A 26,624-nucleotide genomic window follows, 5' to 3' on the forward strand; every position below is an offset into this window, starting at 1 on the left:
TTGAATTAAATTTCATTTATACTTAATTAATGGAACAAATACTCATTGACGATACCGACGTGAAGCTGCTGGACAGCCTGCAAACCGATGCCTCACTGAGCAACCAGGCGTTGGCCGAACGCGTCCATATCTCGCCGCCGACCTGCTTGCGCCGCGTGAAACGCCTGCGCGATGCCGGGCTGGTGGAACGTGAAATCGCCCTGCTGAGCCCAGACAAGCTGGCCGCCATTACGGGCCACGGGCTGACGGCCCTGGTCGAAATCACGCTGGATCGTCAAGGCGCCGAGCAGCAGGAGGCGTTTGAGGCGCGCGTGGTGCAGGACGAAGCAGTGCAGCAGTGCTACCGCGTCTCACCGGGGCCGGACTTCATGCTGGTGGTGCATGTGGCCGACATGCCGCGCTACCTGGCGCTGGCGCAGCGGCTTTTTACCAGCGATGCAAATGTGCGCAACGTGAAGGCGTTTTTCAGCACCAAACGTGCAAAATTTGAGCCAAAAGTGCTTCTAGGCCAATAAGAATCAGCGCGAGCAGCTATCAAAACAATAGCACATCCACGACCCCATCAGCACCCGCCACCAGCCGCAAGACCTTATGGGGTCGGTCCGGGGCCTTGCCGGGTTTGCCTGAGCAGCACCCACGCCATCAGCCCCAGCGCCAGCGCGCCCGCCAGCAAGACGCCCCACAACACCAGGCTGCGTGTCGGCATGCCCTGGCTGGGTGGCTGCGCCGCCACCAGCGGGCCGGCCGCACCTGCGCTGCCACCGGTGACGTCTGCTTTCGCCACATCGGCTTGGGCGACAGGCAGCGAATTTTCTTGCTGCGCCTTGTAGCCGGGAATCAGGCTGGCCATGGGCAGAAAAGCGCCTGCTGCCCCCGTTGCGCTGGCCAGGCCCGCAGCCAGGGTGAAAGGGCCCTGCCCGCTGGCCAGAAAGATGAGTTGCGCCGGTTCGAACTGCAGGACGATTTCAGGCGCGGCGGCAAACCCCGGCGTTTTGAGGTCGGCCTCGATCTTCATTTCGCGCACCGATGAGCCCTGCAATTCGACCGGGCCGCTAATTTGTTCTTTGCCCGCGGTGGTCATCCGGTAGACCACAGCGCTGGCCAGCAACGCCCAGGGCTGGTTGCGGTCATTACGGCCGAGCACGCGGATGGGCACCAGCACATTGCTGCCCTGCGGCGTGATCTTTAAGGCCGCAACAGGCGTGGCAAAGGGCAACGCAAAAGTCAGCTCATGGGGATTCGTCAGCACCGGCGTGGCCATGGTGGCGCCCACGCGCTGGCGCAGGGCCGTGCTGCGGGACGTGACCAGCGTGGCGCCGCGCAGGGTGACGGCGGCGTCGCCCCAGGTGATGCGCAGGTAGTGGTCTTTCAAATCCGCCATGGCAAGCGCCAGGCTGCTGTCACCCAGGCTGGCGGCCGGGGCGGAAGCATCGGCGCGGTACAGCACGGTGTCGGCCAGGGGCCGCCAGTTCTTCAGATCCTTGCTGGCCTGCACATTAAAGCTGGCGGGCTGGCCGACCGGCAGGTCGGCGTCCAGCGTCATGCGGGCGGCAGGCGCATTGACGCTGCGCGTGTCGAGCAGCGCGCCCAGCACCTTTTGCGATGAGGCCGCGCCTGCAGTGTTTGCCGCGCTGCCCGTGTTGAGCTGCACCACGCGCCGGCCCTGCCGCTCTTCAATGCGCAGCGACAGGCCTTCCAGGCCGGCGGCGCTTGCGGCACCCAGGATGGGATACGCCGTGAGCTTGACTTGCTGCTCCTGCGTAGCCGTTTCCGCGGCGACATTGGCCAGTGCCATGGGCACCGGCTGGCCCGCCGCGTTGAAGAGGCGTATGTCGGCATAACCGGCGCTTTGCAGCCGCACCAGGGCTTCGGCGGGCACCACCAGCCGCTGCAGCGGCGCATCAGGCGCCAGCGTGACGGGTATGCGAACGGCATACGATTTGGCGCTGCCGGCATCCGCGGCGTCGGCGGCCAGCACCAGCAACGGGGCTGCCAGCGCGGTGGAGAGCGCCAGAGTTAGCGCCTGGGTTAAAAAGCGTTGGTTGATTTTCATGACTGGGTTACCTTCAGGTCGCCCGCATCCTCGGGCAAAACATCTTGCGCAGTGGCAGCGCCGGCGGCCTTGGGCGGCAGCGGCGCAAAGTAGCCCACCACCAGCATCAGCACACCCACCACAATGAACGCGATGATGCGCTCTGCACCACCGGCGTTCGACAGGTCAATCAACAGCAGCTTGACGACCACCAGGCCCAGCAGGCCCGCGCCCACCAGCCACAGCGGCCGCTGCACACGCCGGTGCGCCAGCACCATCAGGCTCAGGGCCAGCAGCGTCCACAAAATGGCGTAACCGGTTTGCACCACGAAGCTGCCGAACAGCGCGTCGGCATCCCAGCGCACGCCGAAGAAATGGTGGGCGATGCGCAGCCACACGGTATTGACGGCGACAAACACGAGCAAGGCCAAAGCCACCAGCGCATTGCGGCCCGTCACCCAGCGCGCGTTGCCCGGCGGCGGCGCGGCCGTCACCAGCACGCGGCGCCAGAACACCAGGCCGCCCAGCGCGAGCGCCAGTGTCAGGTCGGTCGGGTTGAGCAGCGGAATATAGGGCAGCGGCGCGGTACGGCCCGAGGAAGTGACGGCGGCGGCGAGAGCCCCCCAGAACACCAGCACCGCCAGCGGCAAGGCCGCATACCAGTAGTAAGCCTGGGCATGCGGATTGAGGGGCCACTTCGCGCCCTGTCGCAGGGCCGCGCTGTTGGCCCGCCCCGCCCACACCGCCAGCAGCATCAGCACGGCGATGGCGCTGACCAGCAGGACCACGCCGGCCCACGAAGTGCGCCAGAGCTCGGCCTTGCCGATACCCGACCACAGGCAGTCCGCAAGAAGGAAGGTCACCAGCCACGCGCTTGCGGCGTGCAAAAAGCCATAGGGCGACCGGGCGTCCGTTCCCGCTGGCGAAGACAGGGCCAGCGCCTGCTTGTCAGACTGCCGCAGCATCCAGTAATGCAGCACCAGCACCGCCGGCCACACGGCCCACGCCGGCGTAGCGAGCACACGGTAGCCTTGACCAGCCTGCGCCACATAACCCAGCGCCAGCACACCCACGGTGATGCGCGCGGGCCAGGTCGCCACCGCCCATTGCTTCTTCAGGCCGAGCACCATCGACAAGGCCGCGCTGGCCACCACCGCCAGCATCATCAGCAGGCCGGTGGTGCGGTCGCTAAAGGCCTGCTGAGGAAAGGCATCGGCCTCCAGCGCCGGCACACGGCGGTTGATTTCCAACAACCAGGCCAGGCACCAAAAGAAAAAACCGTAGAGGTAAACAGGAACGCTGAGCTGCGACTCCACGCCGACATAGGCCTTGGCCCACGAAGACTCGCTGTGCGGCAGGGGCCGGCGCAGCCACCACGCCAGCTGCAGCGCCGGCAGCGCGATCAGCATGGCGCCGATAAAGGCCGGGTTGCCGAACGGAATGGCCGAGACAGGGTTACCCAACGCGCCTGCGTCATCAAGCCCGCCCAAAAATGCCATGGCGGCCACGCCCTGCAGCAGCAAGCCGAAAGCGCGCGGCATCCAGCGCGCCTGCCGCATGCCGACCCAGAACGCGCCCGCACCTTCGAGCGCCCAGACAGCCGAGGTCCACTTTGCATCAAGCGCCAGCGGCACCGCCAGCGTGGCAAAACCCACACCCACTGCAATAAAGCATTCAATCAGCAGGCGGTAGCTGGACAGCGCCCGGCGCACCAGCACCATCGCCGTCACCAGGTACAGCGCGGCAAAGCCCAGTGCCGAAAGGGCCGTGCCCAGTTCCATGGTGCGCACCAGCCCGGCCTGAAGGCCGAAGCCCACCAGCGGCGTGCCGAACACCAGCATGGTGTCGACGGCGTTGCCGAGCTTCGTGGGCGTGTTGCGCGCGTAAAGAATGGCGGCAAACAGGTAGATCAGTACAAAGCCGATGAGGAAGGGCTGGGTGCTGGCGTAATGCTCCGGCGTGTACTTGAGAACACCCCAGGCAGTGGCCACGCCGAAGGTGGCGATAAAACCCACCACGTTCAGGATGCGCCACGAACGTTTGTAGGCAATGAACAAAATGGCCAGGTTCAGCACTGAGTAATAGCTGAAGAGACCCACATGGCTGCCCTGCCCTGTCGACAGCAGAATCGGCACGGCAAAACCACCAGCGAATGCGGCCACCGCCAGCGCACGCGAGTTTTGCAGCAATGCCAGCGCACAGCTCAGCGCGCACACCACAATCATCAAACCAAAGGCCGGCAGCGGTTCCAGCAGGCCGTACATGCGGAAGGCCGCAAACACCGTGAGGTACATCACCGCCACACCGGCGCCCTGCAGAGCGAGTGCAAAGCCGGGCTTTTCCGTGCGCTTGCGAAAACCCACGGTCAGCAGCGCGATCGCCGCGGCGGCGATGGCCGCCAGGCGGAATTCCACCGGGAAGAGCCCGGCCGACGCCGCGTAGCGTGCCAGGAACGACAGGCCGATGAACAAAATGACCAGCCCGACCCGCACGATGGTGTTGCCGCCCAGGAACCAGTTTTTCGCGGCAATCAGGGCCAGCTCGATGGCGTTGGGCTCGGCCGGTGTGTAAGCCGGCCGGGTGGCGGGTGCTGCCTGGGCGCGCGGCAAGCCGTTCGGGGCCAGGTCTTCTTGCAGGGAAGCCTCTTCGTTGCTGACCGCCCTGAGCACTTTGGCGGCCGCCGGTGCCATGGTTTGCGGCGCAGCAGGTGCACGTGCGGGAAGCGGGGCAACGGGCGAAGGAGCGGTGTTTTCAAATTCCCTGAGACCGCCGTCGTCTTGCGCAACCTGGATGCTGCCGCGCGGCATGGCAGGCGGATGCGGTGCCGATGCGGTCGCCGCCCTGACCTGCGGTGCATGCTTTTTGTGTGCTGCCTCGACTTCGGCGCGCACGGCCCAGCGCAAGGAAAGGCCGGCGAACAAACCGAGGAAGCCCCCCAGAAAAACACCGAAATCGCCATAGCCCGGCCAGAACCAGCCCAGCACGGCACCCCAAACAATGCTCCAGATAATCATGACCCCGGCCTCCCTGTTGTTTTCCGTGCTGCGATGTAGCGGCAGCCTGCGCGATGGGCTGATGGTACTTGATGGGCACACCCATGAGCACCGGCGGTGCGGCGCCCGGCAAGCCGGTAGAAAGGGCCGTCCGCAGCCTCATTAGTATGGAAAGAAACTGGCTGAAACCCAATCAGAACGGGCGCAAGCGGCTATCAAATAAGTAGCGCCCTGATTCAGCGCGCCCTGGCCTCTTCATGAGCGGTGTTCCAGAAGGCACGTGCCAGCGGCGAAAGTTTGGCCACGTCCAGGCAGGCCAGCCCCACCGTGCGCGGCTGCGGCGGTGACAAGGGCCGGTACACCACGCCCCTGGGTGCATCGGGCAGCGCGAGGCGGGCAGCTACTGATACCGCCAGGCCCTGTTGCACAAATTGCAGGATGGAAATGATCTGCGTGAAGTGGTACAGCACCTTGGGCAACGCGATGTTTTTTTGCAGGATGGGTACGATGACCGGGCCGCAGCCGGCTTCCGTCAGCACAAAGTCCAGCCCCGTCAGAGCGGTAACCGGCACGGCCTTGTGTTTGGCCAGTGGGTGTTTGGCCGGCAGGATGGCGACAAACTCGTCCTGCACCAGCGGCAGCACCTCAAAGCGCTCGTCGGGCACGACGACAAATCCAAGCTCCACCCGTTTTTGCAGCAGCCAGTCATCCACCACTTCGTCGCTTTCCTCTTCAATGCGCACCTGCGCGCCCGGATGGCGCTTCTTGAATGCCGCCAACAGTGGCGGCAAAAGGTTGACGGTGGACGTGGGCCCAAATGAACCAATGCGCAGCGTGCCGGTTTTCAGTTCGCGGGCGTCGCCAAGCTCCTGCGTCATGGTGGCGGCCAGCGCGATCATTTCGCGGGCGCGCAACAGCAGGCGGTCACCGGCATCCGTCATGGCCACGCCGGACGCATCGCGCTGTGCGAGCTTGACGCCGAACTGCGTTTCAAGCGCGCGCAGCGCATGGCTGACGGCCGACTGCGTCGTGCCCAGGCGCATCGCCGCACGTGAAAAACTGCGGCATTCATCCAGTGTGATCAGGACTTCAAGTTGGGCGAGTGTCATGGTCGGCTCGAAAAAGCGGTAAAACGATAAAGCGGTGCGTAGGCGATCATGAGTAAACACTCATTTGATGGTGAGCTACTTAGCAGTTAATCTCATGCATCAATCTAACCGATGCCAGCCTTTTTTCCAACAAAAACACCGCATGACCGCCACAGCCACATCCTCCACCGCAGCCCCCTTGCCCAGCATCGCTCCCACAACCCCACCGGCTGGTAAAAACCTTCTGGGCCTGTACCTGCGCCTGACCTGCGTGCCCTTTCTCTGGGGCGGCACCTTCATTGCCGGGCGCGTCATCTCGGCCCACCTGCCGCCCGCCACGGCAGGTTTCATACGCTTTGTGTTTGCCACGCTGGCCCTGCTGGTGGCACTGCATTTCACCGAAGGCCTGCGCGCACTCACGACGCTGTCGCGCCGCCAGTTGCTGGGCACGATGGCGCTGGGCGCCACCGGCATCTTTACCTACAACCTGCTGTTCTTCACGGCGCTTTCCGTGCTGCCGGCAGGCCGCACCTCGCTCATCATTGCCCTGAACCCGGTGGTCACACTGCTGCTGGCCGCCGCATTCCTGGGCGACCGGCTTTCGCCGACGCGCTGGCTGGGCGTGGCCCTGGCGTTGCTCGGCGTGTGGATCGTCGTCACACGCGGAGATCTTTCGCAAATCGCGCAGTCGCTCGGCAAGGGGGAGCTGTCGATGTTCGGCGCGGTGTGCGCCTGGGCGGTGTACACCCTGCTGGGCCGCAAGCTGCTGCAGGGCTTGTCGCCCGTGCTGGCCACGCTCTGGGCGGCGATCTGGGGCACGCTGTTCCTCGGCCTGCTGGCCCTGCGCGACATCTCTGGCGTACATGCCGAATCATTCACCCCTGAGGTGTGGGCCGGCCTGGCCTTCCTCGGCGTGCTCGGCACCGCGGTGGCTTTTGTCTGGTACTACGAAGGCATACGCCAGGTGGGCGCAGCACGCACCGTGGTGTTCAACAACCTGGTGCCGGTGTTTGGCGTGTTGCTGGGGTGGCTGATTCTGGGGGAGCCCCTGAGCGTCAGTTTGCTGGCGGGCGGGGCGTTGGCGATTTTTGGGGTGTTTTTGGTGAATCGGGTGAAGGGGTGAGTTTGTGTTGATTTGATGGCCGCGCTTTTTGCTGAGGGCGGCTGGCCGGGGGTTGCCCGGCATGCAACTCACTTTCTTTTGCTTCGCCAAAAGAAAGTAAGCAAAGAAAAGGCGACCCTGGTTCCTGCGTCCCTTCGCTGCGCTACGGGCAACCTGCGGTGCTCGGTCCAGCCGGGGTCAAAAACAACTCGCCTTCGGCTCAAACAAGTTTTTGCCCTGATCCGTCTGGCCCTGCGCTCCTCGGCGCATACACAAGGGGGTGGGGAAGAAATACCGAACAGCCAACAGCCGAATACCGGACCCCGAACACCTGAAGAAACAAGGACACGCCATGGCGTGTCCTTGTTGGTATTGGAGTTGGTATTTGTCTTCAGTCCCCGCTCCCGATTAGCCCTTCTGTATGCGCCGAGGAGCGCAGGTTCAGGCGGATCAGGGATCGCGATTGTCTGAGCCGAAGGCGAGTTCGAGCGAGACCCCGCCTGGACCGAGCACCGCAGGTTGCCCGCAGCGAAGCGGAGGGACGCAGACAGCAGGGTCGCCTTTTCTTTTGCTTACTTTTCTTTTGGCGAAGCAAAAGAAAAGTGAGTTGCCGCCGGGCTACCCCCGGCCAGCAACCCTTAGACGAGGGCGCCCTACTCGAAGCAAAAACAGCCAAGACAAGGCTCTGCCAGGATAAGCAAAGACCTACCCCTTAGCCACCTTCACAGGTCGCTTCCAGTTAGGCAAACTGACCTGCTTGCCCCGCGCCACACTCAACGAATCCGGCGGCGTGCTTTTGGTGATGGTCGACCCGCCTCCCACTGTGCCGCCGGCACCTATGGTCACCGGCGCCACCAGCACGCAGTTGCTGCCGATGTGAACGTCGGCTTCAATCACCGTGCGGTGCTTGTTGGCGCCGTCGTAGTTGGCGGTGATGCYGCCGGCGCCGTAGTTCACGCGCTCGCCCACCGTCGCGTCACCTAGGTAAGCCAGGTGGTTGGCCTTGGCGCCCTTGGCCAGGGTGGCATTTTTGACTTCCACAAAATTGCCAATGTGTACCTCGGCGCCCAGCTGCGCGCCGGGCCGCAGGCGGGCAAAGGGCCCGATCAACGCGCCCTCGCCGATCTGCACACCCAGCTTCTCGCCGTCGATATGCGTAAAGGGATGGATCATGGCGCCGGCGGCAATGGTGCAGTTGGCAATCACGCAGTTGGCGCCTATGCGTACTCCGTCGCCCAGCGTGACCTGGCCTTCGAACACGCAATTCACGTCAATCTCCACGTCCCGTCCACAGTCAAGCGTACCGCGCACATCGAGCCGCGCCGGATCGGCCAGCCGCACGCCTTGCTCCATCAGCGCCGTGGCCAGGCGGCTTTGGTACACGCGTTCCAGTTCGGCCAGTTGCACCGGGCTGTTCACGCCGGCCACCTGGGCCGCGTCGGTGATCTGCTGCGCCACCACGGCCACGCCATCAGCCACCGCAAACTTGACGATGTCGGTGAGGTAATACTCGCCTTGGGCATTTTGATTGTCCAGCCGGGAAAGCCAGGCACGCAGCAGGCGCGTGGGGACGGCCATGATGCCGCTGTAAATTTCGCGGATTTCGCGCTGGGCAGGCGTCGCGTCTTTATGCTCGACGATGGCGCGTACCTGGGCCGAGGCTTCGGTGCCGGCCCGCAAGGGCTCGGAGGCGTGCGCTTGTGCGCGCACGATACGGCCATAACCTGTGGGGTCGGCCATGCTGAGCGTGAGCAGCGCCAGCCGCTGGCCGTCGCACTGCGCCAGCAGGGCCTGCAGGGTCCCGGCCTGGGTCAGCGGCACATCGCCCGACAACACCAGCGTGACGCCATCGTCGGCCAGCAGAGGAATTGCCTGCTGCACCGCATGGCCCGTACCCAGTTGCGGCTCCTGGCGCGCAAATTGCAGGCTGACCTTCGAACCCATGGCTGCTCCCTGCTGCGCAAAGCCCTGGCAGGCGGCCTCAACAGCCTCAGCGCCGTGGCCGGTAATGACGACCGCCTTGCGCGCTGACAAAGACGCAGCGCATTCGATGACATGCTGCAGCAAAGCCCTCCCGCCCAATCGGTGCAAAACCTTGGGTAAGCTGCTTTTCATCCGCATGCCTTTGCCTGCGGCCATGATGACGACATCAACTGGGGTTGCCATGAAGTTTCCTCTGGATTTTCGAAGGACAGGATTTGAAAAGCGTGCCACCCCCGCCGGGGCAGGGCTGGTACGCAGCTTACGGATTATCGGTGTGCTTGCCGCCGCGCTGCTGGGTGCGGCACTGCCCGGTTGCAATGTGATGATGAAACTGGCCTACAACCAGGCGCCTGAGCTGGTGTATTGGCATCTGGATGGTCATTTTGACTTCACCGACACGCAAAGCGTGCAGGTCAGGGCCGATCTGGACAGGCTGCATGCCTGGCACCGGCAAACCCAGTTGCCGGGCTATATCGACACGCTGCAAAAACTGCAGCACCAGATGCCGCAGGATATGGATACGGCAAAGGCTTGTGCGGTCTATACCGACCTGCGCCGAAAGCTGCTGGTGGTGTCGAACGAGGCGGAACCCCTCATGACAAAGCTGGCGGGCACGCTCCACGCCAGCCAGATGAAGAAGCTGCAGCAGCGTTTTGAAAAAGGCAATGCCGACTACCGCGAGGATTTTCTGGAGTCGTCCAAAACCAGCCGCAAAAAACGCTACAAAGAGGCGGTGAACCGGGCTGAAATGCTTTACGGGCGGCTGGAAGAAAAACAGCTGGACATCATTGGCCGCCGGATCGATACGTCCCACTTTGACGCCGCCGTGTCCTACCGGGAAAGGCTGCGGCGCCAGCAGGATGCCCTGCAAACCCTGCGCCCGCTGGCTGATGGCCACAGCACACCCGAGAAAGCGCAGGCCGCCGTGAACGGACTGTTTGAGCGCACGCTGAATTCACCCGACGTCGCTTATCGGGACTACCTCGAACACCTGACCCAGGACATTTGCCAGGGCTTTGCAGAACTGCACAACAGCACCACGCCCGCCCAGCGCTTAAAAGCCGTGGAAAACCTTCACCGCTATGAGCGGGATTTCAAAGCCCTGCACAGCCAAAAGTCCTGACCCCGGAACTGCCCCATACACCCCCTTATTTGCCGGGCGCTTTGGTATGGGACAAGCCTTCCTGCTCAGCTTTTTCCAGTTCTGCCGCCTGCTGGGGCGAATCGGGTTTCGCCGCCTTCGCATCGGCAGCGACATCTGCATCCTTGAGATAGGACCTGATGTTCTTCTGGTAGTCGCGGGTGGCTTCATAGCTCCCTTCGCCCATCTGACCGGCCGGGGCATCGCCCGGCCTGGACTGGCGCGGCTGGAACTCGCGTGAGCCGCTGCTTTGCTGTTGCTGGCGGTCCGAAACACGGCGGGGTTGCTGCTGCAGGCGTGTGCCGGGTGCTTGTGCGTGGTTCATGAACGTCTCCTGGGTGGTTGTCGGTGCCCGCCGCCACGGCCTTCCCTTCGCAGGGGGCAAATCGCGGGCAAGAGAGTCACCTTAAAACCGGATGGACGCCGCGTTTGTCATCCGCCCCATGGCCTTGTTGTCAGCAACCGCCTACACACCTGAACCAAAGCGCAAACAGATGAAATCAGAGCAAAGGAACGTGCGCTGGCGGCGTGTCGTAGTAGTCGGCAATGCGCTCCAGCGCGCGGGTATTGAGCAACCGGAGCTGCCCATTTTCAATCTCATGCAGGCCCAGCTGGCGCAAACGCCTGAGCGTCTTGTTGGTATGCACCAGCGACAGTCCCAGCGCGTCGGCAATATGTTGCTGGTTGATGGGAAACCCTATCCAGCCTTTTTCGGCCATGCCCACGCGTTCCAGCCTGCGGTACAGGTGCATCAACAGCATCGCCACGCGTTCGGTGGCGTTGCGCCGGCCTGCCGTCAGCAGATGGTCATCGACCATACCTTCCTCGCGCGCGCCCATCCACGTGATGTCGTAGCCCAGGCTGGGGTGGTTGCGAAACAGTTCCCACAGGCCGTCCCGCGGGAACACACAGAGGCTTACATCCGTCACGGCCTCGATGCCGTGCATGGCGCCGTCCGCGAACTTTTGCTGCAGGCCGATGAAGTCACCGGGCAGCAAAAAATTGAGTATCTGGCGGCGGCCATCGCTCAGGGTTTTGTAGCGGAAGGCCCAGCCCGAGTAGAGGGTGAAGAGTTTGCCGTTGGGCTTTTGCTCATGCAGGATGGTCGTGCCGGCGGCTACCTGCAAGATGCCGGTGCGAAAGGCCTCGATGAACTGGAGCTCTTCCGCTTTCACGGGCATGAATGCGCCGGTGTTGCGTAAACCGCAAGCATTACAGCGAGGCGGGCAGATGGCTGATGTTGGCGTCGGAATGCTCATGGAAGGCACATCTTAGGCGCAAATGGCTGTGTCTTTTGACATTGTGAGGGGAGCAGTCCGTCGTTACATTCGTCGCCATGACAAAAATAAGCACCACTTTGTATGAAATTCTTTACGTCAGCACACTGGCGCCGGAAGCGCCGTTGAGCGTGGTCGGGGATATTGCGGCCAAGGCTCGCCTGGTCAATGCGGAGCGCGACATTACGGGGATGCTGGTTTTTGACGGCATGCGGTTTTGCCAGCAGCTTGAAGGCGGCCAGAAGCAGGTGCTGGCGTTGCTGGAGCGCATCCGGCAGGACACACGCCACATCAATATGCAGGTCCTGCATCACGGCGAACTGGCTGCCCGGCGATTTCGGCGCTTCAGCCTGGGTTACTGCATGGTCGAAGACGACGACGTGCTGGACCGGATGGAGCGGATGGACGGGCAAGTTGCGCTGGAGTCATTTGTGGGACTGCTTTCCAGGCTCGATCTCGACGCCTGAGGTTCAGCCCTGCAGCGCTTGCCACATTTCCTGGTCGCGCTGGGCTGTCCAGATACGCGGGTTCTTGATGCCGCTGGCTTCGTCAAACGCCCGGCTCACGTCAAACGGCAGGCAGTGCTCGTAAATGAACACATGGCCGAAGATCGGGTCCATGCTTTTGCGGGTGTGGTCCATGGCGGCTTTGAGGTCCATGCCGGCGGCGGCGGCTTCCTTGCCCGCCTGGTACAGGGTTTCGACCCAGCGCTTCGTATAGTCCAGTGCCTTGTTGACATTGGCAGCGCCCTTCATGGCCTCGCCGCGGCCGGGCACGATGGCTTCGGCTTTCAGTGCGCGCAGGGCTTCCAGTGTGGCGGGCCATTCCTCCAGCTGCGCGTCGCCGGTGTAGACGCCGGCCTCGTACTCGACCAGGTCGCCCGAGAACAGCACTTTTTCTTCCTCGACCCACGCAATCGTGTCGCCGCGTGTGTGGCCGGGGCCCGGGTGCCAGACTTGCACCTTGACACCGCCCAGGTCCAGCACCAGCTTGCCGGGCACTTCGCCCTTCACCGGGTTGCCACCGTCGATGACCAATGTCGGCCAGGTCAGGCCAGGCACGCTTTCGGCGTTGCGAAAGAGGCGCGGAAAGCGCTCCATCTCGCTTTGCATGTCCTGCGCGCCGCGCTCGACGATGAGTTCGTACGTGCCCTGGCTGGCGATCACTTCCGTGGCGCCTTCCGCAATGTAGGCGCTGGCGCCCAGCACCCGGACCGCGTGATAGTGCGTCAGCAGCACATATTTGATGGGCTTGTCGCTCACGGTGCGGATACGGGCGATCAGGTCTTGCGCCATGGCCGGGGTGGCGGTGGCGTCGCTCACCATGATGAATTTGTCGCCAATGATCACGCCGGAATTGGGGTCGCCCTCGGCGGTATAAGCCCAGCAATGTGCGCTGAGCTGCTCAAAAGTGATGACCTTGTCGGTGAGATCGGACTGCGAGGCGAAGGCTTTAGACATGCGGTTCCTGTGTTTGGGACGCTGTGCCGGCGGTTCAATGAACCCGCGGCAGCTTTGGGTCATTTTACTTAAACGTAATGCGTTACGGATAGTTGAACCAATACACCTGCCCGGTGAAAACGATTTCCAAGGCCGCTATTTATTTGATAGCTGCTTGCGCTCGTCCTGATTGGGCTGCAAGGCAATTTGATGCCAAAAAACGGGCCCTGCAGGTGAGGCCGGCGGCAGGGCGCTAACCGCGGATTGCCAGCCAGGCAACCGCGCTGTCGGCCAGGGCTTCCAGGGAGGCATTCCCGGCCAGGGTCAACACGCCCGGCTCGGCCGAAGGGTCCTGCAGCGCCTCAAACTGGCTGGCGACCAGGCTGGGTGGGTAAAAGTGGCCCGGCCGCGCGGAGACGCGCCGCAAGGATTCGGCCTGGCTGATGGCCAGGTGCACAAACTGCAACCCGGGCACGGCGCCGCGCAGGCTGTCGCGATAGGCTGCCTTGAGGGCCGAGCAGGTCAGAACGACACCGGCCGGGTGACGCGCCAGTTCCACACCCAGCTGGCGCAGCCAGTCAGCGCGGTCCTCGTCCGTGAGGGGAATGCCTTGCTGCATCTTCTGGATGTTGCCGGAGGGATGGAAATCATCGCCTTCGATCAGCGGCAACGCCAGCTGGTCGGCCATCAGACGTCCGACCGCCGACTTGCCGCAGCCGGCCACACCCATGACCACCACATGGACTGCCGGCGCGGCGTGGCGCACAACGGGCGCGGAGAAGGAATGGGTCTGGGAAGCTGGGGCCATGCCCAAATTATCGCGGCCCGCCGCGTCTTTGCGCGTCGCGCCCGCGATATCTGCCAGGCACCGTTTTTTTTGAGCAAAGCGACAGCCATGGCGCGCTGCGCCCGCCGCAACACAATTGCGCCAGGTTTGGTATGGTTGCGCGATGGCTTCTTCCACGCATGATTTTGCGACCTACTGCTGCGAGCTTTTGTCAGGCGTCGGGCCCTGCACGGCCAAGCGCATGTTTGGCGGGTTTGGCATCAGCACCTCGGGACTGACGCTGGCCCTGGTGGCCGACCTGGGCGGCGGCGAGAAGCTGTGGCTCAAGGCGGATGCGCAGACCCGCAGCCTGTATGAAGCCCATGGCTGTGAGCGGTTCACCTATGAAATGACACGAAATGGCGTCAGTGCGCCGCACAGTCTCAACTACTACGCGGCCCCCGAAGAGGCGATGGAGTCGCCCGCCGTGATGCTGGAATGGGCGCGTGTAGCGTTGGAGTGTGCGTTGAAGGCGCGTGCGGTCAAGGCGACCAAAGCGCCCAAGACAGCGAAGGCGAGGAAAACGCCAAAGGCGCCGGCAACCAGGACTGCCAAAACGGCCAAGCCCCGAACCAGGCGCCCATAAAAAAACCCGCAGCCTTGCGACTGCGGGTTAAACGGTTTTCCCGGAGTAAAACTGTTGGCTATCTGCGCTTAGACCAGGTTGGACATGGCCAGCACGTTGTAGTTGCGCGGCTGGAGCTGATTGTCCCTGTAGGCGTCAAAGTCGTGGCCGGTGACGTGAGGCCGGGCGCGGGCAGTGACGAACACCAGGGCAACGGGGGTCAGCACCGCTTCAACAGCGGCGACAGCACCCATCGCCAGCCCGCGGACCAGGCGGCCCAGGGCGCTGGTGGCCAGGCCGAAGGCGGCACGCAAGTCACCCAAAGGCTGCATCACGCCGGCACGCCAGCCGGAAGTCTCTTTCATCTCGGGCACTTTGGCGCAGGCCGTTGCCGGCTCCCAGCTGAAATAAGCGGAAGCAGCGTGACCAGCGCTGAAGGACTCCATCACCAGCGACTCACCCGCCCGCAGCGAAAGGCTTTCGCCCCGGCTGAGGAAATGGTCGCCGGCGCGGACCTGGATGTCCTGGCTGGCGGAGTCGAAGGTGGCCCAGACCCGGCCATGCGCAATTCGCAACACCCCGGCCTGCGAGGCACGCAGCGTCAGCGCTCGGCCCGCCCCCAGTTTCCAGAAGCCCGCCAGGCCGGCCACATGGCCGTTGGTGGCATCGGAAGCCTGTTGCAAGAAACGATCTCCTGAGAGGTGAGCTGCGTGGTCCATGGTGTTCTCCTAAAAAGGCACAAAGTGAGTGATGAGGGTTGAATCATCTCGCCACGGGCTTGCACAGTCCAATGAAATCGCGGTAAGCTATTGATTCCATAATCGCATCAATCAATTAGGCCCGAATTGCCCTATTTGGCCTTTTTCATCCCCAACTGTCATGCTCCATTCACAAACACACTTGCGCTCCCGGCCGATTTCCGCCGGCCAGTTAAGGGCTTTTGAGGCCGTCGCCCGCCACCTCAACTTCCGCGCCGCCTCGGAAGAACTGGCCCTCACCCAGTCGGCTGTGAGCCGCCAGATCCAGGGCCTGGAAGAAGACGTGGGCGTGAGCCTTTTTCACCGCCACACCCGCGCCGTGGAGCTCACCACCGCCGGCGGCATCCTGCTGCGGGCCGTCACGCCCTCGCTGGAGCGCATCGACAACGCGGTGCGGCAGATACGCCAGACCGCCGGGCGCAAGAGCGTGTCGCTCACCACCTTTGCCTCGTTTGCCTCGATGTGGCTGATTCCCCGGCTGGAGGGCTTTCAGCGCGACAACCCCGACATCGATATCCGGATTGATGCGTCGGACGTGGCGGTTGACCTGGACATTTCAGACCTGGACCTGGCCCTGCGTTACGCCCCGGCCAGCCACATGCCGCCAGGCGCCATACGCCTTTTCGGCGAGCAGATCACGCCGGTGATCAGCCCCTGGTTGCTTAAAAGCGGGCCGCGCCTGAAGAAACCCGACGACCTGGCGCAGTTCACCTTGATTGAGGCGGGCGACGCCCATCAGACGCATCTGGAATGGCTGACCTGGCGCCGCTGGCTGGAAGAGCACGCCAGCCCCAAGCTGGAAGCCAAGCGCTGGCTGTATTTCAACTACGCCTACCAGATGGTGCAGGCGACGCTGACGGGCCAGGGCGTGGTGCTGGCGCGGCTGCCACTGATTGCCGAAAGCCTGGCTTCAGGCGATCTGGTGGAGCCGCTGCCGCAAATGCGCATGGAGTCCCCGATGAGTTATTGGCTGATCATCGGCCCGCGCAATGTGGCCCGGCCCGAAGTGCTGGCGTTTTGCGACTGGCTCAAAAGCCAGGCCGCGCTGACGCGCGAGGCGATTGGCGACGGGCCGGACCCCGACACCGTGGATTCCCTGGACTAGAAATAGGGCCCCCACGCTCCCCCACTTCGTGTGGGTCGCCGCCCCCCGAGGGGGTCGCCCGCCTGAGGCCCGGCAAAGCCGGTTCCACGGCTCATGCTGGGCTTAAGAGTTCATTGAGTACAGCGAGCGGGGCCCCATGCAAGCAGGGGCCGCGGGACTGGCTTTGCCAGACCGCAGGCACCGCCCCCTGAGGGGGGAACAGGCTACACGCAGTGAGCCTGGACAGGGGGGAGCCGTTTCAGCAAACGCCCGGCGCGCGCCTGCACCTGGACGCTCGCCGCATCAGCGGCGCCGGCCACATAAGCCAGCTCACCGTTCACAAACACCTTCTCGATGCCTTCCGACAGCGCGATCGGGTTTTCGTAAGTCGCCACGTCGCGCACACGGACCGGGTCCAGCACCACGACATCGGCATACCAGCCCGGCTGCAACTGCCCGCGCTGGTGCAGGCGGAAGTTGCGCGCCGAGAGGCCCGTCATCTTGTAGATCGCGGTCTCCAGCGACAGCAGCTGCTGCTCGCGCCAATAGCGCGCAAGCACCCGCGGGAAGGCGCCCCACAGGCGCGGGTGCGGATGCTTGTCATGCGGCAAGCCGTCCGATCCGATCATGGAAAGCGGGTGCGCAATGACGCGCCGTACGTCGTCCTCGTGCATCTGGAAATAGCAGGCCCCGCCGGGCTGCAGGCGGCGGCAAACTGTTTTCTGATCGACACCCCACTCGGCTGCAATCGACGCCAGAGTGCGGCCCATCATTTCCGGATGCGGAGCCGACCAGCTCACCAGCACGTCAATAATGCCGTCGACCAGGTCTTCGCGCAGCACGGTCGAGCCGGCCACGTAGGGGTAGACATCCATCGCGATGTCCTGGCGCTGCGCCAGCGTGTCGATCAACGGCAGTGTCTCCTGCGTGCGGCCCCAATTGGCCGGTCCGGCGCATTTGTGATGCGAGATCACCAGCGGCACACCAGCCTCGAAGGCGCAGCCGGCGGCCTCGTGCATGGCCTCCAGGATGTCGGCCATTTCCGAGCGCATGTGGGTGGCGTAGATGCCGCCGTGTCGCGCAACCACGCGCGCCAGCGATGTCACCTCGGCGGCCGGTGCCGGCATGGCTTCGGCATAAAAGAGGCCCGACGACAGGCCGATCGCGCCCTGGGCCATGCATTGCTCCAGCAGGGCGCACATGGCGGCCACTTCATCGGCGGTGGCTGGCCGGTTGAGGTCGCCCATGCAGGCATAGCGCAGCGTGGTGTGGCCGATCAGTGGCGCCACATTAACGGCCGGCTGCGCCTCGCCCACCGCCTGCGCATAAGCATCCACCGAGGGGTACTTGAATGAATTTCCCAGCAGGGTGAGGGCGCCCTGCGGCTCCTTCACCACGAAGGGCGCAACCGACAGGCCGCAGTTGCCGGTGACCACCGTGGTGATGCCCTGCGACAGCTTGGGAAACATGCCGGGCGCGTTCAGCACGATGGCATCGTCGTGGGTGTGCACGTCGACGAAGCCGGGCGCAATCACCAGGCCGCTGCAGTCGTACACCTGGACATCGGACAGAGACAGGCCGTCCGGCAGGCGGTGCCGCAGGCCCGTGCCCACGGCCACGATCCGGTCGCCCGCCAGCAGGAGGTCCCCGGGCCTGCCGGCCGCGCTGGTACCGTCTACCAGCAGGCCGTTTTCCAGCAAGGTGGCGCGCGTCATCGTACTTTTCCCATGGTGAGTTTGGCGCCTTCGTCCCAGTCCAGCCGGGGGTGGTGGTGCATGTCCACGCCGCGGGTTTCCAGCGTGCGCTGGATGTTGGCCAGCCGGTTCACGGCCTTGTCGCCCAGGCGCTGCGCCACCAGCACGGTGAGTATCTCGATCACCGTCAGGTGTGCCAGGTAGGCCTCGGGCCCCACCGGCATCACCGGGTCGGGAGCCACTTCCACGCCCAGCACGATGTCGGCCAGCGCCGCCAGCTGCGAGCCGGGCTGCGTCAGCGCGATGATGGTGGCGCCTTGCGAGCGCGCCACATCCACCGCTTCCAGCAGCGAGGGCATGCCGCCGACATGCGTGATGGCCATCACCACGCCGCGCGGGCCGATGGTGGCGGCCGAGATCAGCTGCAGGTGCGGGTCCAGGTAGCTGTTGGAGGCTACGCCCATGCGATACAGCCGCGCCTGCAAGTCGGAGGCCATGAAGTTGGAGGTGACGCCGACGCCATAGCAGTCCACCCGGGCGCCATCGACGATGGCGTCGGCCGCCGCCTGCACCGCCTCCACATTGAGCTGGGCCTGCACGCTGTTGATCACCGTGGTGGCGCCGCGCGTCACCTTGGCGATGACCTGGCGGGTGTCGTCATCGATGCGCACGCGCCGGTTCAGCGGCGAGCCACCCACCGCCAGCTCTTGCGCCAGCGCCAGCTTGAACTCGCGCAGCCCGGGATAGCCCAGGTCGCGGCAGGTGCGCATGATGGTGGGGACCGAGCTGTTGGCGCGCTGGGCCAGGGTTTCGAAGGTTTCGTCCAGCACGCGCTGGGGGTCTTCCAGGATCAGGGCCAGCACCGTGCGCCGCGCGGCGGGCGCGCGGTCCATGATCTCGGCAATTTTTTCAAGAACGCGTGGGGTCATTAAAAGCAGGTGACGATGGCGTCACACACGTTGTTTTGTTCGTCCACCACCGGCATCCAGCGCCATTTGTCGAAGGTGGTGCAGGGGTGGGAGATGCCCAGCGCGACCAGGTCGCCCACGTGCAGGGCCTGGTGTTCCGGGCCGCTGCCGCGCAGGTAAGCATGCTGGTCGTTCAGGCCGGCGATCTTCCAGTCGGCCGGCGCCGGCGTCATGGCAGTCTCGCCTGCCCGGCACACGCCCAGGGGCACGGGAAGCTCCAGGTCGTAGGAAATGTCGCGCTTGCCCACCGAGAGGATGGCCAGGCCCGGCTCGGGGCAGGATTGCACCGCCGCCCACACCTGCATCGCCGCGTGCAAGCCATGGCCGCAGCCCATGCGCGCGGCGACCGTATTCATGAAGCGGTGGTACGTGCCATGGTCGTGCGTCACATAGCAGCCCGAACGCAGCAGGCCCTGCACGGGCCGCGAGAGTTTCATCTTCAGGTGTTCGGCTACCAGATCGAAGATGGCGGAGCCGCCGGCCGTGAGGAGGATTTCATCCGTTTCGAACAACTGCTGCTCGTCGCAGGCTTGGGCGATGTCGCGCACACGTTGCATCAGCGCATTGGCGTAGGCCGTGTCGGCGTCTGACTGGCCGGTGGCGCCCAGGCCTTCGTAGCATTCGATGCCGACCAGCCGCGTGGCCTTGCCGCTGCGCAGGCGCTGAGCCAGGGCCAACGCTTGCTCGTGGCTGCGGCAGCCGGTGCGGCCGCCGTCCACGCCGATCTCCAGCAGCACGTCGAAAGGTTCGGCGTGTGCATTCACTGCATGCCAGGCCTCAATGAGCTCTGCCTGCGCCAGGGAATCCACCAGGAAAGCCACGCTCAGCCCGGCATGGGCACGCTTGAGGTCGGCTATGCCCTGCAGGTCCACCGCCTGGAACACCTGGTTGGCGATCAGGCAACGTTTTGCACCGGCCGTCACGCCCGCGCGCAGCTGCGTCACAGTGGCGAAAGTCAAGCCCCAGGCGCCGGCATCGAGCTGGCGCCGGAACAGCTGCGGCGACATGGTGGTCTTGCCATGCGGTGCCAGGCCTACGCCATGACTGCCGGCGAAACCCTGCATCCATTGCAGGTTGCCGGCCAGGGCGTCGCGGCGGATCACGGCCAGCGGCAACGGCAGGTCGCCGCGCAACACGTTCCAGCCCTGGGCGCCGACGGCCGAGCGGCGCAGCGGCGGGCTGTGGTGCGGAAAGCCCTTCCAGGAGGCGTCGAGCAGGGGGTCGAGAATATCTTGCAGTGTCATGGTGTCGTCAATGATTCGATGTCGTCTCGGATGCAGGCTTTGAGGCGGCCGCCGCCCATGTCGCGCGGCTCCGGCCGCGTCTCGGCACAGGCGTCAATGGCATGCGGGCAGCGGGTGCGAAACACGCAGCCCGAAGGCGGGTTGACCGGGCTGGGCATGTCGCCTTTCAAGGGCACATGCACCATCTTCAAAGCCGGGTCGGGTTTGGGCGAAGCGGCCAGCAGGGCCTGGGTATAGGGATGCAGCGGCCGCGCAAACAACGCCGCCGTCGGCGCTACTTCCATCACCCGGCCCAGGTACAGCACGACCACCCGGTCGCACAGGTATTCCACCACATCCAGGTCATGCGAGATGAACAGCATGGTCAGCTTCAGGCTATCGCGCAGGTCGCACAGCAGGTTGACCACCTGCGCCTGGATGGACACGTCCAGTGCCGAGAGAGGCTCGTCGGCCACGATGAATTCGGGCTGCACCGACAGCGCCCGCGCCACGCCGATGCGCTGCCGCTGGCCGCCGGAAAACTCGTGCGGGTAGCGTGCCGCGTGCTCAGGTGGCAGCCCGACCAGCTGCAACAACTCGGCGATGCGCTGCGCGGTGGCTTCCTTGCCTTTGGCCAGGCCGTGCACCTGCAACGCCTCGCCCAGGATATCGCGCACCCGCATCTTGGGGTTCAGGCTGGCGTATGGGTCCTGGAAGATCATCTGCAGCTTGCTGCGCAGCGCGCGCATGCGGCTGCCCGAGGCCGCGCCCAGGTCTTCGCCGCGGTAGCTCACCGTGCCGCCGGTGCTGTCGACCAGGCGCAGCAGGGCGCGGCCGATGGTGCTCTTGCCTGAGCCCGATTCGCCCACCAGGCCCAATGTCTCGCCGGGATGGATCACGAAGGACACATCGTCCACGGCGCGCACCGGCCGCACGGAGGAACCGAAGAACTTCTGCAGGTTGCGCACCTCGATCAAGGGCGCGGTGGCTGGCCTCTCTATGCTCATGCGGCCTCCGGCACCAGGATGCAGCGGGCGCTGCCGCCGGCTTCGTCGTTGCGCAACGCCGGCATGGCGTCGCGGCAGGCCGCGATGGCCTTGTCGCAGCGCGGCTCGAAGGCGCAGCCCGGTGGCGGCGCCAGGGGGCTGGAGACCTGGCCGCGGATGGCGTAGAGCCGGCGCTTGCCTCCCGCCGCATGCGGGCCTTCGCTCCCGCCCTCGCCCGCCGGCGCCCGCCCGCGCTGCTGCGCCGGCAGGCAGGCCAGCAGGCCCTGGGTGTAGGGATGCTGCGGCCGTGCGAACAGGTCGTTGACGGGCGCGGCCTCCACGATGCGGCCGGCGTACATCACCGCCACGTCGTCGGCATGGTGGGCCACCACGCCCAGGTTGTGGGTGATGAACAGGATGCTCATGCCGGTCTCAGCCTGCAACCTGCGCATCAGCGCCAGGATCTGCGCCTGGATGGTCACGTCCAGAGCGGTGGTGGGTTCGTCGGCGATCAGCAGCGTCGGGTCGCAGGCCATGGCCAGCGCGATCATCACCCGCTGGCGCATGCCGCCGGAAAGCTGGTGCGGGTATTCATGCAGGCGCTGGGCAGCCGCCGGGATCTCGACGAGCTCCAGCATGCGCAGGGCTTGGGCCAGGGCGGCCGCATGGCCCAGGCCCTTGTGCAGGCGGAGCGTCTCGGCCACCTGCTCGCCCACGGTGAAGACCGGGTTCAGGCTGGTCATCGGCTCCTGGAAGATCATCGCCACCTCGTTGCCGCGGATTGCGCGCATGCGCGGCTCGGGCAGCGTCAACAGGTCCAGCGTCTCGCCGGCACGGTTGACGAACAGGGCCTGGCCGCTGACCTGCGTCGAAGCGGTCCGCGGCAGCAGGCGCATCAGCGTCAGGCTGGTGACCGATTTGCCCGAGCCCGATTCACCAACAAGGGCCGTGGTCTTGCCGGCACGAATGTTGAAGCTCACGTCGGCGACGGAGCGGATCAGGCCTTCGTCGGTATCGAAGAAGGTGGAAAGGTGGCGTACTTCGAGACGGTTCACATCGATTTCCGCAGGCGCGGATCCAGCAGGTCGCGGATGCCGTCGCCCAGCAATTGGAGAGACAACGCGGTAAGGATGATGGCCAGGCCCGGGAACAGCACGATCCACAGCGCCTGGTGGGCGTATTGCTGGCTGCCGGCGACCATGGTGCCCCAGGTCGGGATTTCGGGCGGCACGCCCACGCCCAGGAAAGACAGCGCGGCTTCCGCCAGGATGGCGTAGGCAAAGATGAACGAAGCCTGCACCAGGATCGGCGACATCAGGTTGGGCAGCACATGGCGCCACAGGATGCGCACGGTGGAGACCCCGACGGCGCGTGCCGCCTCCACAAAGAGCAGCTCGCGCACCACCAGCGTCGAGGCGCGCACCACCCGCGCCACGCGTGGCGTGTAGACCAGCACCAGGGCCAGCACCACGTTCAGCATCGAGGGGCCCAGGATGCCGACCAGGGCGATGGCCAGCAGGATGTCGGGAAAGGACATCATGGCGTCGACCACCCGCATGACGGGTGCGTCGAGCCGGCGAAAGAAACCTGCAACCAGGCCAAACAAGGTGCCGGCCACCACCGACCCCAGCGCCGTCAGCAGCGCGATGGTCAGCGAATAACGGCCGCCGAAGGCGATGCGGGCAAACAGGTCACGGCCCAGTTCGTCGGTGCCGAACAGGTGAGCAGAAGAAGGTTGCGCCAGGCGCTGGCTCACGGCGGTCTCGTTCGGGTCCAGCCCACTCAGGGGGCCGGCGAAGAGTGACACCAGCACCACCACGACCAGCGCGATGGCCGCGGCCAGCACGATGCGGCGGCGAAACAGCTTGCGCAAAATAAGAGGAAGTTGAGGCATACGCATCGCTTCAGTACTTCACGCGTGGATCGACCACGGTGTAGAGCAGGTCAATCGCAAAGTTGATGACCACATAGATCGCAGCCACCACCAGCAACGCACCCTGGATCACCGGGTAGTCGCGCCGGATCACCGCGCTCACCACCAGGTTGCCCACGCCGGGCAGGCCGAATACCGTCTCGGTGACCACCGCGCCACCTATCATCAGCGCCACTGTCAGGCCGAGCACGGTGACGATGGGCACCAGCGCATTGCGCAGCGCATGCTTGAGCACCACCACGTTTTCCGAAAGACCCTTGGCGCGGGCGGTACGCACGTAGTCCTCACCGAGCACGTCGAGCATGGAGGCGCGGGTGAAGCGGATGATCAGCGCCGAATTGAGCACGCCCAGCACCGTGGCCGGCAGCACCAGGCAGTGGATGCGGGCCGCCAGCGAGGCGCCCGGCTCGCCATAGCCCGAGACCGGGAACCAGCCCAGCGAGACCGCGAAGATCTGCATCAGCACCAGGCCGAACCAGAAGCTGGGGATGCTGGCGCCCAGCATGGCAAAACCGGTGAAGGCCTGGTCGACGGCCCTGCCGCGATACACGGCCGAGACGATGCCGCAGGGCACGCCGATCAGAGCGGCAATGGCAATCGCCATCAACGAGAGCAGGGTCGTGGGCTCGGCCCGCTCCCACAGCGCCTGGGTTACCGGGCGCTGCAGAAAGATAGATTCGCCCAGGTTGCCGCGCGCCAGCTCACGGACCCACAGGCCGAACTGCACCGGCAGGGGCTTGTCCAGGCCATAAACCTTCTGCACACGCGCAATATCCTCGGCCGTGGCCTGGTCGCCCAACAGCACCGCGATCGGGTCGCCCGGGGCGGCCCGCGTGAGAATGAACACCAGCACCGCCACGATGGCCATGACCACCAGCATGCCGCCCAGCCGGGACAGAAGGTACCGTGTCATGACATTGCTTTATTCAATGATGCGAATTTTTTACTCATTCGAAGGCACTCCACGTCCCCATCTCCACGCCCGCCGAAAGAACAGCGAAATAAAGCCAGTTGAGCCGCGGAACCGGCTTTGCCGGGCCGCAGGCGGACGGCCCCCTCGGGGGGCAGCGCAGTACGCGAAGCGACAAGCGTGGGGGCTCAACTCTTCAGGCTGGTGTTCCAGAAGAACGGATAGGTATAGGGCGTATAGCCTTGCAGCGCCGGTGCGCGCGCTGACAGACTGGCAAATTTTCCGACCTGGATGTAGGGCACCTCGTCATACACCACCTGCTGCACCTTGCCCCACAACGCGCCGCGTTTGGCAGGGTTGGGCTCCTGGTTCAGCGCGGCCAGCGCCTCGGCCTTGGCGGGCGAGCTCCACCAGCCCGGCGCGCCGTCGCCCAGTTGCGGTGGCGAAAGCATGGGCTCGGGGAACAGGCCCGAATGGGTGATGTAGATGTCCCACAGCTTGGGGTCGGCGCGGCGCTGCAGCAGCGTTGCCCACTCGACCACGTTGAGCTCGGCCTTGAAGCCGGCGCGCTTGAGCTGCTCGGCCATGATCAGTGCCATGTTGTAGTGAAAGTCATACTGCCGGCTGGTCAGGATGCGCACCGGCTCACCCTTGTAGCCCGCCTGCTCGGCCTGGCTCTTGGCTTTCTTGGCATCGCGTTCGTTATAGGCTGCGGTGCCGGCGGTGGAATAAAAAGGCGTGCCTTTGGGAAAGTGGTTGCCTTCGGCGATGAAAAAGCGCGTGTCGCCAAAGCCCGCCGCCAGCATCTCGCCTTCGCCCAGCGCGGTCTGCACCGCCTTGCGTACAGGCTGCCGTGCCAGCGAGCCTTCCTTGGTATTGAACACCAGGTAAGGAAAGCCGAACGAGGGCGTCATGATGGGCACGACCTTGCCGCCGGCTTTTTCCAGCCGCGGCAGCGCCTCAATCGGCAGCAGATCGGCGTAGTGGAACTGGCCGGCCAGCGCACCCTCCACCCGCGTGTTGGCATTGGGCACCGGTACGAAGCGCAGTTCCTCTACCGCGGCCACCCGCTTGCCGCCGTAGCCGCTGGCAGCTTCACTGCGCGCGCTGTAGCCGTCAAAACGGGTGAGCAGCACGTACTGGTCGGGCTTGCGCTCCTTGAACTTGTAGGGGCCGGTGCCTACGTATTCGCGCAGCGGCTGGGCCAGGGATTCCTTGGCCATGATGGCTGCCATGCCCGACGCCATGGCCAGTTGCGAGAGCAGCGGCGCATAAGCGTTCTTCAGGCTGATCTCGACACCGTGCGAGCCCTTGGCCGACAGGTCGGCCACCTGCACCGCCACCGACTTGCCGCGCGGCGAGACTTCCATCCAGCGTTTCAGGCTGGCTACCACGTCATCGGCATGGAGCTCGCGGCCGCTGTGCAGCATCACGCCCTTGCGCAGTGCAATGCTGTAGAGCTTGCCGTCCGCCGAGATCTTGGGCATCGCCTCGGCCAGCATCGGCACCAGGGCCGCCTTGGCGTCGAAGGTGAACAGCGGCTCGTAGACGTGCTGCATGATGATGCAGACAAGGTCGGCCGGGGTCGACTGGATGTCCAGTGTCGGCGGCTCAGCCACCATGGCCAGGTTCAGGGCTGACTTGCCCGTCTGCGCGGCGGCCGGACCGAAGCCGGCGCCGGCCGCACCCAGGGCCAGCAGGGAGGACAGGGCAGTGCGGCGGTGCATGCGAATTCCACGGATCATGACAACTCCTGATTGAAGTTAAATTTCAAAAGTGAAGATTAATTGATCTGAAGATGATCATTTTCAGGATAAACCCGAGTATTTGCGCATAATAATGAAAATATATTTCAGAATTTGCCACAAAAGAGACTGAAAAAAGGAGTTCTTCATGCCTCTGGAACATTTCGGAAATCCTCCGCTGGCCTCTGACCGCCAGCCCCGCCCGTTCTCACCCGCTGTGCGTGCCGGCGACTTCGTCTATGTCTCCGGCCAGGTGCCGGCCAATGAAAACGGCGAAATCGTGACCGGCGGGATTGAGGTGCAGACCCACCAGGTCATGAAGAACCTGCAGGCGGTGCTGGCCCTGGCCGGTTGCACGCTGGACGACGTCTGCAAGAGCACGGTATGGCTGCAGGATGCGCGTGATTTCGGCAGTTTCAACCGCATCTACATGGGCTATTTCGGTGAGAAGAAGCCGGCCCGCTCGACGACTGAGGCGCGGTTGATGGTGGATGCGCGGGTGGAGATTGATGTTGTGGCTTACAAGCCCAAGGGCTAGGCCTGGCTTGCTCCGGCGGTGCGCCCTCCTTTGAATCCTGCTGGCCGGGGGTTGCCCGGCATGCAAGTAACTTTCTTTTGCTTCGCCAAAAAGAAAGTCACCAAAGAAAAGGCGACCCTGCTGTCTGCGACCCCTTCGCTTCGCTACGGGGCAACCTGCGGTGCTCGGTTCAGGCGGGGTCTCGCTCGAACTCGCTACGTTGCACTTCGCTCAGACAATCGCGATCCCTGATCCGCCTGAACCTGCGCTCCTCGGCGCAGACAGAAGGGGCTGACGGGAGCGGGGACCGAAGACAAATACCAACTCCAATACCAATACCGACAAGGACACGCCATGGCG

The 26,624-nt window shown here is 64.5% G+C and carries 24 protein-coding genes; 7 read left to right on the forward strand and 17 right to left on the reverse strand.

Annotated features, from left to right (window positions below; translation table 11 throughout):
• Positions 1–29 precede the first annotated feature (29 nt).
• Positions 30–515: an Lrp/AsnC family transcriptional regulator gene (locus AC1D11_RS07370; protein WP_477650987.1), complete on the forward strand. Its 486-nt coding sequence runs from the start codon at positions 30–32 to the stop codon at positions 513–515.
• A 74-nt stretch (positions 516–589) separates the two neighbouring features.
• Here AC1D11_RS07370 and AC1D11_RS07375 read toward each other — a convergent pair whose 3' ends face one another.
• The 3 genes from AC1D11_RS07375 to AC1D11_RS07385 all read right to left on the reverse strand — a co-directional run bounded on the left by AC1D11_RS07375 (position 590) and on the right by AC1D11_RS07385 (position 6,134).
• A complete protein-coding gene (locus AC1D11_RS07375; RefSeq protein ID WP_477647648.1) occupies positions 590–2,053 on the reverse strand; it encodes a DUF3999 domain-containing protein in 1,464 nt (487 codons plus the stop codon).
• On the reverse strand, positions 2,050–5,046 hold the full coding sequence (locus AC1D11_RS07380) for a DUF2339 domain-containing protein (RefSeq protein ID WP_477647649.1): 2,997 nt from the start codon (positions 5,044–5,046) through the stop codon (positions 2,050–2,052). The genes AC1D11_RS07375 and AC1D11_RS07380 overlap by 4 nt, the downstream gene beginning before the upstream one ends.
• Before the next feature lie 215 nt (positions 5,047–5,261).
• Positions 5,262–6,134: a LysR family transcriptional regulator gene (locus AC1D11_RS07385; protein WP_477647650.1), complete on the reverse strand. Its 873-nt coding sequence runs from the start codon at positions 6,132–6,134 to the stop codon at positions 5,262–5,264.
• 142 nt (positions 6,135–6,276) lie between these two features.
• Between AC1D11_RS07385 and AC1D11_RS07390 the strand changes: the two genes are divergently transcribed.
• Positions 6,277–7,236: a DMT family transporter gene (locus AC1D11_RS07390; protein WP_477647651.1), complete on the forward strand. Its 960-nt coding sequence runs from the start codon at positions 6,277–6,279 to the stop codon at positions 7,234–7,236.
• A gap of 684 nt (positions 7,237–7,920) precedes the next feature.
• Here AC1D11_RS07390 and glmU read toward each other — a convergent pair.
• Complete coding sequence (gene glmU, locus AC1D11_RS07395) at positions 7,921–9,381, reverse strand: bifunctional UDP-N-acetylglucosamine diphosphorylase/glucosamine-1-phosphate N-acetyltransferase GlmU (protein ID WP_477651434.1); 1,461 nt, start codon at positions 9,379–9,381, stop codon at positions 7,921–7,923.
• Between glmU and AC1D11_RS07400 the strand changes: the two genes are divergently transcribed.
• On the forward strand, positions 9,380–10,321 hold the full coding sequence (locus AC1D11_RS07400; protein WP_477648153.1) for a DUF6279 family lipoprotein: 942 nt from the start codon (positions 9,380–9,382) through the stop codon (positions 10,319–10,321). The two genes, glmU and AC1D11_RS07400, sit on opposite strands and share 2 nt — an antisense overlap.
• Before the next feature lie 25 nt (positions 10,322–10,346).
• On the opposite strand, the gene AC1D11_RS07405 is transcribed toward AC1D11_RS07400, so the two are convergent.
• Both AC1D11_RS07405 and AC1D11_RS07410 read right to left on the reverse strand, forming a co-directional pair.
• The gene (locus tag AC1D11_RS07405) at positions 10,347–10,664 is read right to left on the reverse strand and encodes a hypothetical protein (RefSeq protein ID WP_477648154.1); all 318 of its coding nucleotides are present in this window, start codon (positions 10,662–10,664) and stop codon (positions 10,347–10,349) included.
• 175 nt (positions 10,665–10,839) lie between these two features.
• A complete protein-coding gene (locus AC1D11_RS07410; protein ID WP_477648155.1) occupies positions 10,840–11,598 on the reverse strand; it encodes a Crp/Fnr family transcriptional regulator in 759 nt (252 codons plus the stop codon).
• 77 nt (positions 11,599–11,675) lie between these two features.
• Here AC1D11_RS07410 and AC1D11_RS07415 point away from each other — a divergent pair, with 77 nt between their 5' ends.
• Positions 11,676–12,083: a BLUF domain-containing protein gene (locus AC1D11_RS07415; RefSeq protein ID WP_477648156.1), complete on the forward strand. Its 408-nt coding sequence runs from the start codon at positions 11,676–11,678 to the stop codon at positions 12,081–12,083.
• Between the two features lie 3 nt (positions 12,084–12,086).
• On the opposite strand, the gene AC1D11_RS07420 is transcribed toward AC1D11_RS07415, so the two are convergent.
• Both AC1D11_RS07420 and AC1D11_RS07425 read right to left on the reverse strand, forming a co-directional pair.
• The gene (locus AC1D11_RS07420) at positions 12,087–13,076 is read right to left on the reverse strand and encodes an MBL fold metallo-hydrolase (RefSeq protein ID WP_477648157.1); all 990 of its coding nucleotides are present in this window, start codon (positions 13,074–13,076) and stop codon (positions 12,087–12,089) included.
• Positions 13,077–13,308: 232 nt separating this feature from the next.
• Positions 13,309–13,863: a gluconokinase gene (locus AC1D11_RS07425; protein ID WP_477648158.1), complete on the reverse strand. Its 555-nt coding sequence runs from the start codon at positions 13,861–13,863 to the stop codon at positions 13,309–13,311.
• Between the two features lie 142 nt (positions 13,864–14,005).
• Here AC1D11_RS07425 and AC1D11_RS07430 point away from each other — a divergent pair, with 142 nt between their 5' ends.
• Positions 14,006–14,467: a TfoX/Sxy family protein gene (locus AC1D11_RS07430; RefSeq protein WP_477648159.1), complete on the forward strand. Its 462-nt coding sequence runs from the start codon at positions 14,006–14,008 to the stop codon at positions 14,465–14,467.
• Between the two features lie 68 nt (positions 14,468–14,535).
• On the opposite strand, the gene AC1D11_RS07435 is transcribed toward AC1D11_RS07430, so the two are convergent.
• Positions 14,536–15,165, reverse strand: coding sequence for a DUF2917 domain-containing protein (locus tag AC1D11_RS07435; RefSeq protein ID WP_457282475.1), 630 nt, complete (start codon positions 15,163–15,165; stop codon positions 14,536–14,538).
• A gap of 160 nt (positions 15,166–15,325) precedes the next feature.
• Between AC1D11_RS07435 and AC1D11_RS07440 the strand changes: the two genes are divergently transcribed.
• On the forward strand, positions 15,326–16,309 hold the full coding sequence (locus AC1D11_RS07440) for a LysR substrate-binding domain-containing protein (RefSeq protein WP_477648160.1): 984 nt from the start codon (positions 15,326–15,328) through the stop codon (positions 16,307–16,309).
• A 203-nt stretch (positions 16,310–16,512) separates the two neighbouring features.
• On the opposite strand, the gene AC1D11_RS07445 is transcribed toward AC1D11_RS07440, so the two are convergent.
• From AC1D11_RS07445 to AC1D11_RS07480, 8 genes are all read right to left on the reverse strand, one after another.
• Positions 16,513–18,003: an N-acyl-D-amino-acid deacylase family protein gene (locus AC1D11_RS07445; RefSeq protein ID WP_477648161.1), complete on the reverse strand. Its 1,491-nt coding sequence runs from the start codon at positions 18,001–18,003 to the stop codon at positions 16,513–16,515.
• Complete coding sequence (locus AC1D11_RS07450) at positions 18,000–18,911, reverse strand: MurR/RpiR family transcriptional regulator (RefSeq protein WP_457282472.1); 912 nt, start codon at positions 18,909–18,911, stop codon at positions 18,000–18,002. The genes AC1D11_RS07445 and AC1D11_RS07450 overlap by 4 nt, the downstream gene beginning before the upstream one ends.
• Positions 18,911–20,194 (reverse strand): amino acid deaminase, encoded by a 1,284-nt coding sequence (locus tag AC1D11_RS07455; RefSeq protein ID WP_477648162.1) that lies wholly within the window; start codon positions 20,192–20,194, stop codon positions 18,911–18,913. The genes AC1D11_RS07450 and AC1D11_RS07455 overlap by 1 nt, the downstream gene beginning before the upstream one ends.
• Positions 20,191–21,180, reverse strand: coding sequence for an ABC transporter ATP-binding protein (locus AC1D11_RS07460; RefSeq protein WP_477648163.1), 990 nt, complete (start codon positions 21,178–21,180; stop codon positions 20,191–20,193). The genes AC1D11_RS07455 and AC1D11_RS07460 overlap by 4 nt, the downstream gene beginning before the upstream one ends.
• On the reverse strand, positions 21,177–22,214 hold the full coding sequence (locus AC1D11_RS07465; protein ID WP_477648164.1) for an ABC transporter ATP-binding protein: 1,038 nt from the start codon (positions 22,212–22,214) through the stop codon (positions 21,177–21,179). Before AC1D11_RS07465 ends, AC1D11_RS07460 begins: the two co-directional genes overlap by 4 nt.
• Positions 22,211–23,059: an ABC transporter permease gene (locus AC1D11_RS07470; protein ID WP_477648165.1), complete on the reverse strand. Its 849-nt coding sequence runs from the start codon at positions 23,057–23,059 to the stop codon at positions 22,211–22,213. Before AC1D11_RS07470 ends, AC1D11_RS07465 begins: the two co-directional genes overlap by 4 nt.
• Positions 23,060–23,063: 4 nt before the next feature.
• The gene (locus AC1D11_RS07475; protein ID WP_477648166.1) at positions 23,064–24,005 is read right to left on the reverse strand and encodes an ABC transporter permease; all 942 of its coding nucleotides are present in this window, start codon (positions 24,003–24,005) and stop codon (positions 23,064–23,066) included.
• A gap of 185 nt (positions 24,006–24,190) precedes the next feature.
• Positions 24,191–25,747 (reverse strand): ABC transporter substrate-binding protein, encoded by a 1,557-nt coding sequence (locus AC1D11_RS07480; protein ID WP_477648167.1) that lies wholly within the window; start codon positions 25,745–25,747, stop codon positions 24,191–24,193.
• Between the two features lie 148 nt (positions 25,748–25,895).
• On the opposite strand from AC1D11_RS07480, the gene AC1D11_RS07485 reads away from it, so the two are divergent.
• Positions 25,896–26,285: a RidA family protein gene (locus AC1D11_RS07485; RefSeq protein ID WP_477648168.1), complete on the forward strand. Its 390-nt coding sequence runs from the start codon at positions 25,896–25,898 to the stop codon at positions 26,283–26,285.
• The last annotated feature ends 339 nt before the right edge of the window (positions 26,286–26,624 follow it).

Source organism: Polaromonas sp. P1_E11 (genome assembly GCF_056405995.1).